The organism is Flavivirga eckloniae, from assembly GCF_002886045.1.
Classification (GTDB): Bacteria; Bacteroidota; Bacteroidia; order Flavobacteriales; family Flavobacteriaceae; genus Flavivirga; species Flavivirga eckloniae.
In genome coordinates, this window is sequence record NZ_CP025791.1 from 2,598,817 (window position 1) to 2,612,740 (window position 13,924).

14 protein-coding genes and 1 pseudogene are annotated in these 13,924 nt (G+C 31.0%); 7 read left to right on the forward strand and 8 right to left on the reverse strand.

The genetic code is table 11. The features are described from left to right. Positions 1-53: 53 nt before the first annotated feature. Complete coding sequence (locus C1H87_RS10565) at positions 54-1,214, reverse strand: FecR family protein (protein WP_102755772.1); 1,161 nt, start codon at positions 1,212-1,214, stop codon at positions 54-56. Positions 1,215-1,342: 128 nt separating this feature from the next. On the opposite strand from C1H87_RS10565, the gene C1H87_RS10570 reads away from it, so the two are divergent. Further along, entirely contained in the window at positions 1,343-1,930 is a 588-nt protein-coding gene (locus C1H87_RS10570) for an RNA polymerase sigma factor (protein WP_233783429.1), read from the forward strand. Between the two features lie 83 nt (positions 1,931-2,013). Here the strand turns inward: C1H87_RS10570 and C1H87_RS10575 are convergent, their stop codons facing one another. The 5 genes and pseudogenes from C1H87_RS10575 to C1H87_RS10595 form a co-directional block, all read right to left on the reverse strand. Then, positions 2,014-2,151: an addiction module protein gene (locus tag C1H87_RS10575; protein WP_158655185.1), complete on the reverse strand. Its 138-nt coding sequence runs from the start codon at positions 2,149-2,151 to the stop codon at positions 2,014-2,016. A 120-nt stretch (positions 2,152-2,271) separates the two neighbouring features. Beyond that, positions 2,272-2,445, reverse strand: a pseudogene (locus C1H87_RS10580) (single-stranded DNA-binding protein); the annotation flags it as partial. After that, positions 2,409-3,920 carry a recombinase family protein gene (locus C1H87_RS10585; protein WP_102755776.1) on the reverse strand — a complete coding sequence of 504 codons (1,512 nt, stop codon included), beginning with the start codon at positions 3,918-3,920 and terminating at the stop codon, positions 2,409-2,411. The pseudogene C1H87_RS10580 and the gene C1H87_RS10585, both read right to left, overlap by 37 nt. A gap of 64 nt (positions 3,921-3,984) precedes the next feature. Beyond that, positions 3,985-6,987, reverse strand: coding sequence for a type IV secretory system conjugative DNA transfer family protein (locus C1H87_RS10590; protein WP_102755777.1), 3,003 nt, complete (start codon positions 6,985-6,987; stop codon positions 3,985-3,987). Between the two features lie 2 nt (positions 6,988-6,989). Further along, on the reverse strand, positions 6,990-7,574 hold the full coding sequence (locus tag C1H87_RS10595) for a hypothetical protein (RefSeq protein ID WP_102755778.1): 585 nt from the start codon (positions 7,572-7,574) through the stop codon (positions 6,990-6,992). A gap of 167 nt (positions 7,575-7,741) precedes the next feature. On the opposite strand from C1H87_RS10595, the gene C1H87_RS10600 reads away from it, so the two are divergent. The 6 genes from C1H87_RS10600 to C1H87_RS10625 all read left to right on the forward strand — a co-directional run bounded on the left by C1H87_RS10600 (position 7,742) and on the right by C1H87_RS10625 (position 12,469). Beyond that, positions 7,742-8,311, forward strand: coding sequence for a helicase HerA domain-containing protein (locus tag C1H87_RS10600; protein ID WP_102755779.1), 570 nt, complete (start codon positions 7,742-7,744; stop codon positions 8,309-8,311). 115 nt (positions 8,312-8,426) lie between these two features. Next, on the forward strand, positions 8,427-8,918 hold the full coding sequence (locus tag C1H87_RS10605) for a TraM recognition domain-containing protein (RefSeq protein ID WP_158655186.1): 492 nt from the start codon (positions 8,427-8,429) through the stop codon (positions 8,916-8,918). 78 nt (positions 8,919-8,996) lie between these two features. Further along, positions 8,997-9,464, forward strand: a complete 468-nt coding sequence (locus C1H87_RS10610) for a JAB domain-containing protein (RefSeq protein WP_102755781.1) — start codon at positions 8,997-8,999, stop codon at positions 9,462-9,464. 77 nt (positions 9,465-9,541) lie between these two features. Further along, positions 9,542-10,327 (forward strand): DNA adenine methylase, encoded by a 786-nt coding sequence (locus C1H87_RS10615; protein WP_102755782.1) that lies wholly within the window; start codon positions 9,542-9,544, stop codon positions 10,325-10,327. Positions 10,328-10,406: 79 nt separating this feature from the next. Then, positions 10,407-11,159: a hypothetical protein gene (locus tag C1H87_RS10620; protein ID WP_158655187.1), complete on the forward strand. Its 753-nt coding sequence runs from the start codon at positions 10,407-10,409 to the stop codon at positions 11,157-11,159. 38 nt (positions 11,160-11,197) lie between these two features. Next, complete coding sequence (locus C1H87_RS10625) at positions 11,198-12,469, forward strand: hypothetical protein (protein ID WP_158655188.1); 1,272 nt, start codon at positions 11,198-11,200, stop codon at positions 12,467-12,469. A 573-nt stretch (positions 12,470-13,042) separates the two neighbouring features. On the opposite strand, the gene C1H87_RS10630 is transcribed toward C1H87_RS10625, so the two are convergent. Both C1H87_RS10630 and C1H87_RS10635 read right to left on the reverse strand, forming a co-directional pair. Further along, the gene (locus C1H87_RS10630) at positions 13,043-13,510 is read right to left on the reverse strand and encodes a hypothetical protein (protein ID WP_102755785.1); all 468 of its coding nucleotides are present in this window, start codon (positions 13,508-13,510) and stop codon (positions 13,043-13,045) included. Between the two features lie 10 nt (positions 13,511-13,520). Beyond that, positions 13,521-13,922 carry a helix-turn-helix domain-containing protein gene (locus C1H87_RS10635; protein WP_102755786.1) on the reverse strand — a complete coding sequence of 134 codons (402 nt, stop codon included), beginning with the start codon at positions 13,920-13,922 and terminating at the stop codon, positions 13,521-13,523. Positions 13,923-13,924 lie beyond the last annotated feature (2 nt).

Consider the following 13,924-nt stretch of genomic DNA (forward strand, 5'->3'; position numbering starts at 1 on the left):
AGGGACGAAGTTGATTCACCGCAAAATGTTTAACTTCGCTCCCTTTTTTATTTTTATTTCAATATGATCTTTTTATCTATAATTTCGTAATCTTCAATAATTCCAAAGTTTTTAATAATTATTAGTATATCTTCTATGTTTTGGTCTCTACCTAAAACGCCATTAAACCCTTCTTTTTTGAGTTCTGGGTTAACAAATTCTACGTCCATATCATACCAGCGAGATAATACTTTCATAATATCTCCAAGTGGTTTTCTACGAAAGCTAAAAACACCTTCTTTCCATGAAATTTCATTATAGACATTAACAGTCGTTATGGCCATTGTGTTATCATTAAGATTAAGGTTTGCTTGTTGATTAGGTTTTAAAATTCGACTGGTATGTTTCGTAGAAACAGATACTTTACCTTCAACCAACGTAGTATATATATTGGCTTCATTTTTATATGCTTTAATATTAAACTCTGTACCTAATACCTCAATTTCCTGAGCTTGATTAAGTACCTTAAATTTTGAGCCTTTATGTTCTGTACTTGGAGACACATTAAAATAGGCTTCTCCATAAACTAATTCAACTTCACGTGTAACTTCATCAACAAATGATACAGGGTATTTTAATTGAGACTCTGAGTTTAACCATACTTCAGTTCCATCAGATAGCGTAATATGAAATTTTCCACCTCTGGGAACCGTCAAATAATTATAAGCAATTTCTACGGCGCTTTGTTCTCCAGCCTTATAAACTATTTTTTCCCCGTTACTATTGGCGTTTTGTGTTTGATACGAATTTCCTTTTTCTAATGTTACCACCGAACCATCCTCTAGCGTCAAGGTTGCTTTATTAGTACCCGGTTTAATAGTGGTATTTACAATGGTTGGAGTGTCTTCTGTTTGATTACCAAAAATAGTATCTCTAAACATATATACTGAAATCATCACGCCTATAAACACGGCAGCATATTTTAAAACTTTGTTTAATTTATACCTATGAAAAATACTTTTGTCTCGTCTTATTTTACGCAGATATTCTTTTTTTGCATTTTCGGTATCAAATTGTTTCATGCTAACATCCATTGCATAGTTTGTCTTCACATAAGTTTTGAAAAACTTCTTATTGTCAGGTTTTTTTAGCCATTCTGTTAAGACCTCAAGTTCTTCAATGGTAATGGCATTCATTAAAAACTTAACAATTATTTTTTCTATATTTTGATTCATTTTTATTAGACTCTTTAGTTATATTACGTTTCCCAATCTTTACCACCCACATTTTTATTAATTTTTTTATTAAAAAATAATATTTATTTAATCTGTAATGATTTTAAAATCAGTATTATTGGGTCATAATGTTTAAGGATTATACAAACAATACGTATTTGGTTGAGCGTTTAAGAAAAGGCGATGAGAGTGCCTATACTTATTTAATGGACGCCTTTTACCAAAAACTTTGTACTTACGCTAATAGTCTTTCCAGGGATGTTTATGTATCAGAAGATATTGTACAAAATGTGTTTTTAAGGATTTGGGAACATAGACATAGATTAAAGGGGACTCACTCAGTTAAAAGTTATTTATACCAGTCTGTTTATAATGAATTTATAGATCAGTATAGAAAGAGAAACAAACTGATTGCAGTAGAAAGTGAATATATAAAAGCACTTACTGATATTGTGGAAGAAGATGCTAGCGAACTCACAAGATTGATTGGTCTAGTAAAGGAAGAAATACAAAATTTACCTCCTAAATGTAAAAAAGTCTTCCTTTTAGGAAAGCAAGAAGGGTTAACTTATGGAGAAATAGCAGAATACTTAAATGTTTCATTTAGAACTGTTGAAAACCAAATGAGCAAAGCTTTTGCCATTATTCGAAAAAATGTAGGTAATCGAACGGATTCTATATTATTCTTGTTGTTTGGTTTTAAACATTGTTCTTAGATATATTCTTAAAATTAGCGATAAGTAACTTCTTATATGACAAATATTAAAGATAGCTTCGTCAGAAACTAAAACTTTATAAATCATAAAGCTTGTTTGAGCTTTTGTTCAACTTGTTCCCAAGTGTAAAATTTGGTTTCACCTTTTTCCATTCTGGATAATCGTCTATCTATTTCTATTTTTTGATTTTCAGGCAATTCAAAAGTTTTGTTTTCTTTCATCCTTAAGAAGAGTTTTAATTTTTTGTTATGATGATTTATATCTTTTAGGTACATATTTAAAAACTATAATTCGACAGCAAATTGGATTTAGTGCCGAATTATAGTTTTAAAAATACTCTTTTATTTCCCAAGCATAAGTAACTCATTAACTATTATCTCAGTTACATATCGTTTGTTACCATTTTTATCATCATAACTACGAGAAGTCAATTTACCTTCAATAGCAACCTCTTTACCTTTAGTGACATATTTCTCGATTATTTGAGCCGTTTTACCCCAAGCAACAATATTGTGCTACGTTGTTGACCATTTGGGTTTAATTCTAAAGAAGAGAGCGGAGCGATTTGTTTGAGTTTGAATTTTATAGTTTTATTGTCAAATATGATTTCATTAGTTATAGACTCTACGATATAACGCTTTTCGCCTCTATCCAAATGCTCCCAATTATTATAAAAACCGATGGATTTGTTAGCGATTACATCAAAGGATATTTTAGCTTCTTCTAAGAGTTCCAATTCTTTTTTTAAGTCTTTAATAGTGACTTCAAGACTTTCTTTTCTAACGAAAATTGGTTCATAGTGTTTTTTGAAACCTTTAGTAGGTATTTGACCTTGAGTATTTAAGTCAATTAAACTTTCTAACTTTTGTTCAAGTTTACTTAATTCAATTTCTACAAATTCTATTTCATCGTGTTTCATTTGTATCTCATGAGAATTTGAAGTGTTGTATTCTGAAAGTTCTTCATCCGAAATTAAAAACCGTTTTATTCGACCTAAAAAGACATCTTCTAAATCATCTTTATCAATACCAAATTTGCAATGCTTACACGTGTATCTTTTGCTCTTAGATTGGATAATCATTTTATGCCCTTTATTGCATTTAATGTAACCTGTAAATAGATGTACCCTTTTGTTTAAAGGTTGCCTTTGTTTACTCCCTTTTTCTTGGTCTCGAATAATGGCATTTACTTCATCCCATTTCTTTTCAGATATTAAGGCTGGGCAAGGAAGATGTTGCCATTCGGTTTGCGCTTTTAATCCAGATGGATTGTCTTTTGACCGTTGTCCTTGATAATTACATTTTCTAATTCCTTTTGCATCTGTATTCTTTAATAATCTTCTAATAGTGGTATCAGACCAAGGCCTATTTTTTCTAGTAATATAACCTCTCTTATTTAATTCGTTTGCAACGGTAGACATGCGTTGGTGTTCTAAAAACAAATCATATATCAATCGTCTAACAGGGGCTTCTTCTTCATTAATAACTACTTCGGAATCAACAATCTTATACCCATAACTCACCATGCCACCAGTAAATTTGCCTTGCTTCCTTCTATAATTTAGACTTGCCATTTGTCTTTCATAGGTAATTTCACGTTCATAGGTTGAAAGGGCACTCAATAATGTATAAAAGAATTTTCCACCACTGGTTGAAGTGTCAAGTGATTCATTTATAGAAATTAGGCTAGCATTATGGTCTTCGAAGAATTTACTATACTCAAGGAGCTCGGAAGTATTTCGAGCTAAACGACTTAAAGAGCTAATAATAATACCTTCGACTTTGCTAGACCTAATATCATCAAACATCTGTTTTGTTTGTAGATGATTGATAGTGCTTTTACCAGAGACCCCTGCAAGATTATATATTTTGACAACATTCCATTCTTTGGATTTTGCATATAGTTTACCTCGCTCAATATGGGTTTCTACAGAATCAGTGTTATTTTTTTGGTCCAGAGTGCTAACTCTAACGAAAATCGCAACATTCATATTTATAGTGTTTTATCTCTAAAGTAACCCTATTATTAAACCTGATGAAATTAAATACTGAATTTTATTTTTTCTTTTTAAATAGCTTCGTAAGACGTGATTTAATATTCTTAATTTGAGTACTTTCTTCATTTTCAAATTCTGTTACTATTCTAAATCCCTTTACAATTTCTTCTTGTTTTTGAGGTTGAATAACAAATGCATCTAAAATCTTTGGAATCATATCGGGCTGAATAAATTGAACCAATGTTTTGTCTTTGGTTGATAATTCCTTAGTAGCCAATTTTTCGATAACATTTAGATGTTTTTTGTTTTTTGAAACCATAACAACAGGAATACATCCTGCTTTCAAACATTTTTTTATGTTTTTAACCTCGTATGCAGGTTTATTGGTTTCTGAAATTTCAAAACCAATTTTCAAACCGTCTTTTTCTAATACGATATCTATGCGTCCACCATCTTTAGTTGGATATTCTGTTGTAGCTATGTAATTTCTATCTTGTCCTAATTTTTTAATCATTGATTGTAGATATGTATGTGTTCGTATTTCTAAAGACTCATTTTCTTCCTTGAAGAGTTTGTCTTTAACGTCATCAGGAATAGCACTTGGTAAACTTTTAGGTTTTTGCTCGGGAACCTCATTAATGGTTTCATTTGGTATTATTAATTTCTCTTTAATCGGGGGTTTCTTTTTATAAGAAGTTGTTTTTAAAGAGGGGAGCATTGAAACCAACAAGTCTTCTACTTGCTTTTTTGGTGTCCCATATTCTTTGCGAACAGATGTAATAATAGTTTGGGAGTAATCAGTATTTGTTTTTTGTAGTGGATTAGTCAAAAGATTAAAATCATTACTACTAGAACCGATACGCATAATGGTCTCTCCTCGTTCCAAACTCTGTAAATCTGTTTGTTCAAAATATGAAAAACCAGATTCCAATCGTTTTGCATCACTATCTCCCAATCTAAAACAAATGCGTATTTTAGGGTTAGAGATTACCGAGTTTAATAATGACAAATCTTGAATTTGTCCAAGCTCCTGATGAGCGATAGTTAATCCTAAACCATATTTTCTCGTACCGCTTAAAATCTTTTCAATACTTGGAGTAATGAAGTTCTGAAACTCATCCAAATACAGTATGTACGGTGTACGTTCGTCTTTATTTTGTCCTTGGCGTGATAATGCGGCTTGGTTGAACTTTGCCAAGAATAGAGAGCCAAGTAAATAGCTATTGTGTTCGCCAATAAGCCCTTGCGATAGTTTGAGTAATACAATCTTGCTCTCTGCCAAACACTGTGAAATATCAACTCCTTGCTTTTGAGCTAACATATACCTCACGAGTTTCGGTCGTAAAAAGGTGTCTATACGAGTTAATAGGGGAGCGATACCTTTACGTACCATTGGATATTCATTTTGCCAATAATAGTGTAGTGATGGGTCATCAACTGATGTGAGATATTCATCTCTAAATGATTCTTCGATTAGGAATCGTTTAAGTTCAATGATAGTTCCTCCTTTAGAGCTTTCTAATACAGTATTCACTGCATTTTGTAAAACAGCCGTCATATTATCACCCCAAGCAGTTGCATGACGTTTAAATGCTGAAACCAAATCAGAGCTTAAAACAATCTTTTCTGGTTCGGTATGAGCTTCTAAGAGATTAAAACCAATAGGGTATTCGCTATCTGATGGGTCAATAATTACAACATCATCTTTTCGATGTTCCGGAATTCGTTGTAATATATCATCACAAATATCACCATGAGGATCAAAAATAGCACAGCCACGTTTTTGTTCAATGTCGGCTAACATCATATTTGCTATTAGAGTCGATTTACCAACTCCTGTTGCTCCAATAATATGAGTATGTGATAATCTTGATTCGGTGTCTAAATGCACGGGGAACTCTTGTTCTAGATGAACATTCGTTCCAATATGGATTCCATTCTGTGATGCTTTAGATTGTTGTTTGGTCTTTATGTTATCCAATCCAAGCTTATCACTCACAACTGTTCTATTCGGATAGTGAACAAAGGTGTTCAACTCTTTACTATTCAGAATAAACCCTAAGCGATTGCTTAACCTGTTACGAAGATTGTATTCATGGAAATCATAAGCATACCCCTCATTCGATAAAGGAATCAGTTTATTGTATTTAGATTGTGAGATACTGGTGATACTACGAGATAGTTCTGTTGCCAAATAATGGCTTCGATTATCATTAACTCCTTGCACTCCAATTCGCATAACTACTGAAAACAACGGAGCAGATATTTTGTCCTCTGCACATTTCGGCATTTCTGGAGCATCAGAAAAAAACGAACCTCCACCACCATCACTCACTGCATTCGTAATATCTTTGGCTAATGGAGAAGTAATACCCTTGAATAGAACTTGAAATACCGTAATGTCTCCTTGTTCTAATGAATCTAATGTTGCAATAATTGAGGTAAGTGGGTCAATTGAAAACGATTCGCTTGTATGAATGGAACGCATGAATTCATCATGAACACCAAAATCTGCTATGGCTATATTTTTATCAAGGTTAAAGCCAAAATCTTCAGCATCACAATCTCGTATTATGATATTAGGAAAATATGCCTTGAGATGTGATTGTATACGTTTACCATCAACATCACTACAGACTATTTGTATAGTTATGTTATCCTCAGTACCAACGATTTCAAATGAAACGAGATGTGCCGTAAAAGACAACATATTAAGGAACTCAATATTTCTCAGTGGGATAATTTCTTGTCCTTGATGAAAGGAAATTGAAAAACCTACTAATGTAGGTTGCTCATTAAATTGTAAAAAGTTTGGTTCAAGGCTAAGGCTTTCGTTTTCTTGCTTTTCTTCTTTTTGTTGCGGAACAATTAGTTTTTTAATACTCGTAAAAAGAGCTGGTACACGCCCATCATCAATAACTGGATTAGTGTATGTTCTGTGCTGAAAGGGAAGATATGGAGGTTCTATATCAATGGGAGTATCGAAATGGTTATAACCACGATTCCAATACTCCCATTCATAGAAATAGAGTGTTGCTTGTTCACTTGCGGTAAGGCTCATTATTACCGTTTGAATATATCTCCTAACATTGGTTTGCGTTCACTTTCGGTCAAGGCTCGTACTCCTTTGTTTTTGGTAATATCATCTATAACCTTGAGTACCGATGATTGAGCATAGGTCATAAACATACTGGCAGAATCTATACGGAAATATGTAATGGGATATAGCTTTTGTGCTAGCCATGTTCCAAAAAAAGGAATCTTTGAAATCAGTATTTTTACAATAGAGTCTTTATACAGTAACCACCAAGAAATAAAGAAACCTTTTCCGAATTTTGCTCCACATATATCGTATTGATAATCTTTCCAAGTTGCTCGTAAATAAATGCGTGAATGAGACATTACGCCTCCTTCCTTAATATATACCTCTTCAATTTTGATTTTGGTAATACCATGTGATTCTAGTTCTGTTTTTAAACGTGAATAAAACTCTTTTGGTGAATATTCAAAATTATCAATAAGGGTATTCCATTTGGAATGATAGCTTTTAAGAGTTTTACTAAAAATTAATCTAAGTAGTAAAAAGGCAAAAATTCCGTACACAATGTACATTACGTTCCAAGAAGGATAATAGATAAAATTATTCATAATTGTTTATGTTTTAAGTTAAAAAACATGAAAATTACGATGACAGATAAAGATGACAATAGGGAAATGATAAGACCATACTATTTAAGGACGAAACCATTATCTGTGATGATAAAGTCCATTTTTACCACCTATTATTAAATGTTATATACGTTTAGTTTAGAAATATGCTTCGCTTCCCGAAAAAAGATATTTCATATTTCGCAAAAACAAATTTTAGAAGTGACGGAAAACTCTTTGGTTTACAAAAAGATGCGTTAAAATTCCATACAGCAATTTATGGCAAGACTGGTACAGGAAAATCTAACGTAATTAAAAATCTCTGCTATCAAGATGCTATCCATAAAAGAGGCTTTTGTGTTTTTGATATTCACAATGACCTCATTCCAAATATACTCCAATACTTACCGCCATATCGTCTTAAGGATGTTATTTATCTCGATATACCGAATAACAATTTACAGTATCGATATAACCCCTTTAAACGAGTTTCGTATAACAAGCGAAGTTTAGTTGCAAGTGGAATATTGGAATCGTTTAAAACTATTTATAGAGCCTCCTGGGGGAATCGACTTGAATATGTATTGCGATTTACTATCCTTAGCCTTTTAGACCAACCAAATAGTACTTTTGCTGATATACCTAAACTCTTAAATGACAAAGAATTTAGAAACCGTTGTATGCATAATATTGTAAGTGATGATGTGAAATCTTTCTGGACGCATGAATATCCCTAAATATTCAAAAACAGATTTAACAAGTGTTCTAAATAAAGTGATGAGTTTTCTAGCCCATCCGAGCATTAAGAAATTATTAGTTGAAAATCCTGTTGATATTTCTTTTCGTTCTATCATGGATTCAAACAAGATTCTGCTCATTAATGTAAACAAGGGGGAATTAGGAAGTGAAGTATCACACATGATTTCTTCACTCCTCCTCACCTCAATAATGAATGCAGGGTTTAGTCGCTCTACAATTCCAGAATCACAACGAACCATTTTTCATATCTATCTTGATGAATTTCAAAATTACACGAACAAGTCGATAATTAATCTTCTTTCGGAGATTCGGAAATATGCAATTACGGTTACAATGGCTACACAATATATAACTGCTTTAGATTCTGATATTAGAAATGCCGTACTCGGTAACGTAGGTAATATTATTGTATTTAGGGTATCTCATTCGTGTGCTAAATATTTTGAAAAAGAAATGTACCCAATCTTTAAAGCTGATGATTTTGTGTCACTAGCAAATCATGATATTTATTTGCGTATGGTTATTGATAATAAGGTATGTAAACCATTTTCTGCAACGACAATAAAATACTTTGACTATTTCTAATATTGTCAATTTTTGACTTCTACTTTTAACGCCTAATAAATTTCATACTTACATCAAAGAAACTTTAAATTTAATAGTATGAAAAAAGAAATGATTAAAAATAATGTAACAAAGATTCACGAGGTCGGTATCGTATATAAACGTAAGCTATTTGATGAAATGATTACCATCAAATCTTCACGAGATATTGATACTTTTCTAAGAAAAACAATTGATTTAGAGATTGTCGACTTAAAAGAGGTCTTTTGGGTTATCTTATTAAATAACTCACATAAGATTTTGGGGTTATCAGAAATTGGTGTGGGAGACGCAAAGGGAGTTATAGTAAACACTATTGAGATATTCCAATTAGCTATAAAGACAAACGCAACATCTATTGTTATCTGCCATAATCACCCAAGTGGAAAACTTGTTGCATCTAGGCAAGATAAAAGTATTACTCAAAAAATTAAACAAGCTGCTGAATTATTTTCTATAAAACTTTTAGACCACATTATTATTACGAGTGAACATTATTACTCGTTTTCTGATGATATGATTCTCTAATTAATCTTTTATTTCCCATTATACAGATAGTGGGATTTCTTTTTTCTCTCCTTATTCGCTTTGATTCTAAATATTACATGAAATCTCCAATCATATTATATGGGGGTAAAACCTCTTTATTAAATAAAATATTACCACTTATTCCAGAAACTAAAGGTTATTGTGAGCCATTTTTCGGTGGCGGTTCCGTTTACTACGCTTTAGCTGATAGACATTATGAAACAGAAGTTATTAACGATGTAAACGATTCACTTATTAACTTCTATTCGGTTCTAAAAAATGATTTTCAAAAATTAAAAAATCTTGTGGATGCAACTCTCTATAGTAGAGGAACCTATAAACGAGCGGAGTTAATACTGAAAAATCCCGTTGATTATTCCAACGTGCAAAGAGCATGGGCGCATTGGCTTGTTATAGCACAATCGTTCTCTGGCTCAATGTCTTCATGGTCGTATGATGTAAAAGCACGAAAAGTCAAGACATTCCACAACAAGAAAACTCGCTTTATTCAAGACATTTCAAAACGAATGGAGAATACTCTTATTGAAAATAGGGATGCACTTGAAATTATTAAGAAATTTGATTCACACGAAGATATGTTTTTCTTCATAGACCCGCCATACGTTGGTGCTGACCAAGGATGCTACAAAGGGTATACCGAAGAAGATTATATCAAACTTCTAGATGTTTTAAATACAATAAAAAGTAAATTCATGCTTACTACATACGATTCCGATTTATTAACAGAATATGCAAAAAGGAATAATTGGAAACAGATTAAAATAGAAAAGCCAATTACTGCTAGTTGTTCTAGAGGTGAAAAAAGAAAGACTAAAATTGAGGTTATCAGTATTGATTGTTAATAAAAATCTTACATTAAAAATAAGTAATGGACTATATTTTATAACTTTACATCTGTTTAATTTAAATTATTTTTTTACAATGAAAAGAATTCTATTGCTGTTAAGTGCTTTTATCCTTTTAGTTGCTGGAAAATGTGATGAAAAGAGAAAGGAAAAATATTTAAAACCATACATACAATTTTCAGATAATGAAGATGCCTTTGAACAACCTAATTTAATTTATTTTCCAGGAGATGTAGTTTCTAGAAACAAAAAAACAGGGAAAATGATAAAATTAGCAACACTTAAAGATGTCGATATTCAAGAAAGTCCTACTATTGGAGTCACGTTTAAAAATAATGTTAACTCAAATTTGGGACTTAACCTCAGTTTTCTTGGAATAAAAGACCTTTCTTTTCTTGGTGATATCGACAATCAAAAATTAATTAAATTTAATTATAAAGAAGAAGAAACATCATCTTTAACTTTTAAAAACGGTATTCTTGGTTTTAATGAAGCTTTGTCAAAGATAAATAAGGATATAACAACGGCATCTCAAAATATTAATTTGGACTTAGAAAATAACGATATTATTTTACTCGTAGAAATCAAAAGAGCAAAAAAAATGTCTTTTGGTTTTGACAAGAAAATGATTAGTGAAAATAGTTTTGATGTAAAAATAGAAAAAGAGATTGCATCCGCTAAAGCGGATATAAAATGGGATAAGAACTCCGATTATCAGGTAGATTATAGCAAAGATACTCCCTATCATGTTAGGTATAATAAAGTATTTCTAAAAATCACTGGAGGAATTGGTGGAATGGAATTTACAATTGACAAAAATAGAAGTTGAAAAACCTCTTAAAATATTGTTTAATTCTATATCCATTTTTGAATACCATCAACCTTGATGGAAACAATAATTTGCATTATTTTATTTCTAAAAGCCATATATCGAATGAACATAATTTTCAAAATATTGAAATTCCCTTAATTAAATGGTACGAAAGTTTTATTTCCAAACCATATCGTAAAATAGAGTTCAGAACATATAACGATCATAATGATTATCCAACAAATCCGTTTTGGAGAAATGACTATGATGTAAATAATGAACTTTGGTTATTAACAGATGATGATAAATATTGGGAGTGGGAAGACTCTGAGAATAAAACCTTCCAAGAAGATGAAATAGTTGATAACAGAACTTTAAAAGAGGTTTTAATCGATGAGATTTATGACAAAGATTATTGTTGTCAAAGAGTGACTAGTATTGATTTCAATGAAGAACAGGTTATTGAGGTTTCTGTAAAAAATATTTGGTCTTTCGACGTAAATCGTGAATGCAGCAATATTAGAGACATTAACTTATTAGTTGCTTGTAGAGAAAGAATTGTATTTGATATTCACAAAGCAATGCAAGGCTATTCTTCCAGAAAAATAAAAAGCCTCTTGTTTTCCAAAAATCCGAGATATTCAAATTTACCTACAGGTTTGGAAAATTTAACTCAGCAAATATTCAGTAAAGTAAAAAAACAATTTGTTGAAAAAGGTTATTTAAAAAATACTGATGATACTAAATTATTAATTATTAATAATTCTTATGTTAAACCAAACACTCCCAATAATTTAGGTAAACTCTTGTTTATACATTACAATTTCGGCTCGGGTAATGTTGAGATTTCAAGTAATCTTATAAAGGCAACGTTTTTGTTTATTATGGAGAGCTTCAATGATGTGATATACAGATATTATTCTGACTTAGAAGATATTGAAACAAAATATAATGACCCACTCTACAGAAATGATATGTTTCGGTATATAGTTAAAAATCAAGAAATTGATTCAATTAAAAAAAGATATGCCGAATTTTTAGAAGGTTCGTTTGACGACGATTATTATAGCGCTTTAAAATTTATTTTCGGACATGAACTTGCTCATAAACTCAATGTATTTGACGAGGAAGAAGCTGATTGTTTAAGTTACAAAATACTAATACTAGGAGACCCTAGTGATAAATGCATATTTTCCAATATTATAGAGGAATCATTGAATCAGGGTTTGGAGAATTATTGGGGGTATGAGTTATCGAAAAAAGAAGATTTAATTGCTAGAGCAAAACGATTAAATAAAATAGTATCTAACCAAGTTAATTGTCCATGAATTATCTATTATTTCTTTTATTATAAAAATAAGGATAAACAAACCCTGAATTTTAGCCTTTCTATTTGGAATAAACAACAAGTCTAATAATATTTTGAGATTGAAGTAAAAAATAAAACTTCTCCTTGGTATGCTTTTTTCAATTTTTCGAATGTTCTTCGATAGATAATGTCTTGAATGATAAGGCATCAATTTCTAACTGCTAAGTCAATTTTATGTTTTTTAACTGCTCTTGTGTTATTTCTCCATCTGCACGCATTTGAGTTAAGGTATCTAAGTATTTACTTAATTCCGTTTTACGTTTCTTTAAAGGAATAAGATGTTCTTCTTATTTTATTACTTCAGTACTTAATCTTTTAATTGCTTTAATTCCAAAATTGTAAAAGTCTTTATAAATAGATAATTTAGAAAGTTCTTGTGTCAGAAATTGACTTTATTTTTTATTTTAAGTGTGGAAGATAGTTTTGACTTCAGCTAGATATGTTTGTTTGAAATCAACCATATAAAAAGTGCTTAATTAAAAAAAGCAATAGTTAGAAAACCTATTGCTTTTATATAATTATAAATATTTTATTATTCGCTTAATTCTATTGATTCAGCCCATTCATCTAAAAGATTACCTGGGTCTATAACTGACAAAATGTAATCTTTCATACTAGTTCCCTGAAGTCTAGTTAATAATACTCCTCTAGATGTTGAAAATGAGATGGCCGCAATAGCCGTCAATAAATTTTTAATATAAATCATATCGTCATCATTCTCTTCTCCAATAATCTCCTCAAGATTATCTACCTTAAAAAGATAGACAAAATCAAATTTTGCAGTTGCCTCCTTTTGATTTGAACTACTTGCCGTTTCAATTGAGAAACCCATGTTTGCCTTGACTATACTTTTTTCAATATTGAATGAAGAATTAAAAGACATATTTGTCTCGTAATTATCTATTACCGTACTATCAAACTCATAAGGTGCTTCTATTTCTCCTTTAACTATCTTAAACTCAATAATCTTAAGTTTCGTAGGATCAAATTTCTTACTCATCTCGATAGTTTTATGCTATTTTTGCAAGTAGTGGTCTAGAAGAAAACTCTTTAAATGCTATTTCTTCTTCTTTATTTTGAATATTTCTAAATACAGTAAAACTTTTATTCCCTTGAAGAATAGGATCTTCTTCAAATAAATTAAAAGACTGTTTTTGAGGAATATTTATGATATTCTCATCTAAAACAGCCTCTATTTTTGATATTGTTTTTAATGTTAAGTTATGACCATCGTTTAACCATTTACTTATTTCCGATGGTCTCTTTCCTAAAAGTTCAGCTAAATCTTTTTGAGTTAGCCCTTTTAACTTTAGTAATTGATGGATTCGCATGGTAATTTCTTCATACTTATCTACAAAAATTTGTACATCTCTTGGAGTTTCGTCAATGATTTTCTTGAAAAACTTGTTCATAA

What these genes read in the sequence shown, in the direction of transcription:
- C1H87_RS10565 (WP_102755772.1), bottom strand. Translation starts at nt 1,214, where the DNA reads ATGAATCAAAATATAGAAAAAATAATTGTTAAGTTTTTAATGAATGCC.
- C1H87_RS10570 (WP_233783429.1), top strand. Translation starts at nt 1,343, where the DNA reads ATGTTTAAGGATTATACAAACAATACGTATTTGGTTGAGCGTTTAAGA.
- C1H87_RS10575 (WP_158655185.1), bottom strand. Translation starts at nt 2,151, where the DNA reads ATGAAAGAAAACAAAACTTTTGAATTGCCTGAAAATCAAAAAATAGAA.
- C1H87_RS10585 (WP_102755776.1), bottom strand. Translation starts at nt 3,920, where the DNA reads ATGAATGTTGCGATTTTCGTTAGAGTTAGCACTCTGGACCAAAAAAAT.
- C1H87_RS10590 (WP_102755777.1), bottom strand. Translation starts at nt 6,987, where the DNA reads ATGAGCCTTACCGCAAGTGAACAAGCAACACTCTATTTCTATGAATGG.
- C1H87_RS10595 (WP_102755778.1), bottom strand. Translation starts at nt 7,574, where the DNA reads ATGAATAATTTTATCTATTATCCTTCTTGGAACGTAATGTACATTGTG.
- C1H87_RS10600 (WP_102755779.1), top strand. Translation starts at nt 7,742, where the DNA reads ATGCTTCGCTTCCCGAAAAAAGATATTTCATATTTCGCAAAAACAAAT.
- C1H87_RS10605 (WP_158655186.1), top strand. Translation starts at nt 8,427, where the DNA reads ATGGATTCAAACAAGATTCTGCTCATTAATGTAAACAAGGGGGAATTA.
- C1H87_RS10610 (WP_102755781.1), top strand. Translation starts at nt 8,997, where the DNA reads ATGAAAAAAGAAATGATTAAAAATAATGTAACAAAGATTCACGAGGTC.
- C1H87_RS10615 (WP_102755782.1), top strand. Translation starts at nt 9,542, where the DNA reads ATGAAATCTCCAATCATATTATATGGGGGTAAAACCTCTTTATTAAAT.
- C1H87_RS10620 (WP_158655187.1), top strand. Translation starts at nt 10,407, where the DNA reads ATGAAAAGAATTCTATTGCTGTTAAGTGCTTTTATCCTTTTAGTTGCT.
- C1H87_RS10630 (WP_102755785.1), bottom strand. Translation starts at nt 13,510, where the DNA reads ATGAGTAAGAAATTTGATCCTACGAAACTTAAGATTATTGAGTTTAAG.
- C1H87_RS10635 (WP_102755786.1), bottom strand. Translation starts at nt 13,922, where the DNA reads ATGAACAAGTTTTTCAAGAAAATCATTGACGAAACTCCAAGAGATGTA.